This is a genomic window from Flavobacterium azizsancarii (genome assembly GCF_027980145.1).
Lineage (GTDB): Bacteria > Bacteroidota > Bacteroidia > Flavobacteriales > Flavobacteriaceae > Flavobacterium > Flavobacterium azizsancarii.
The window spans coordinates 1-893 of sequence record NZ_JAMZNK010000109.1; the positions used below are offsets into that span (position 1 = coordinate 1).

The 893-nt window shown below is 24.1% G+C and carries 1 protein-coding gene; it reads right to left on the minus strand.

The window, feature by feature from the left end; translation table 11 throughout:
* Positions 1–130 precede the first annotated feature (130 nt).
* Positions 131–586, minus strand: coding sequence for a hypothetical protein (locus NJT12_RS24815; protein ID WP_271338791.1), 456 nt, complete (start codon positions 584–586; stop codon positions 131–133).
* Between the last annotated feature and the right edge of the window lie 307 nt (positions 587–893).

Sequence of the window (893 nt, forward strand, 5' to 3'; positions counted from 1 at the left end):
AACTCTGTAAAATTATAGCTTAAATATAAGAAAATTACTATAAACTAACAAATTAAAAACATCTTAATTTATTGAAATAAAGAATATTAACACCTTAACTTAATGACATTGGGCGCGAGCGTCCCGTTATTTATTCTGTCAAAACCTTAATATATAAATAGGAAATCTTATTTGATCCATCGTTGAAAATATTAACTTCATTAATATTTTCAATATTTTTCCATCTGATTAAATTATCTGGATTTTTGAATTCAGGTGGTGTTTTAGGTATTCCAATTATTTCAATATTATCTTCACTAAAATCATAATCGGATAAATCATTAATTGTTATCCAATCTGCTTTATCATTTATAAATACAATTTCAAATTTATCTTTTTGATAATAGGCTTTTTGACAAGGTATATTTTTACATGGAGTACTACTTTCTGAAAAAGTTTCAATTTTATCAGGTTTCCCAAGTATTTCTTCAACTTCACTTGTACTCTTACCAGCAATTTTTGTAATATCAATTACAGTAGGTTTTTCAACCTTTGACTGAGTACAAGAAATTAATACTATGACTAATAATAATGAAAGCTTTTTCATGTTTTTTTGTTTTAAATTGATTAATATAAAAACAAATATTCGCTTTTTCTAATTACTTACATTACGGAAAACCGTATTCTCATTTTATAAGTATTAAGTAAATGTATTCACGAGCAGGACGCTCTCGCCCAATGTCATTAAGTTAAGGTGTTAATATTCTTTATTTCAATAAATTAAGATGTTTTTAATTTGTTATTTTATAGTAATTTTCTTATATTTAAGCTATAATTTTACAGAGTTTAGATATGCCAAAGAATTCAATTTTAATAATCAAAAAATTGAGAGAAGAGATTTTTAGTAAAGAAAT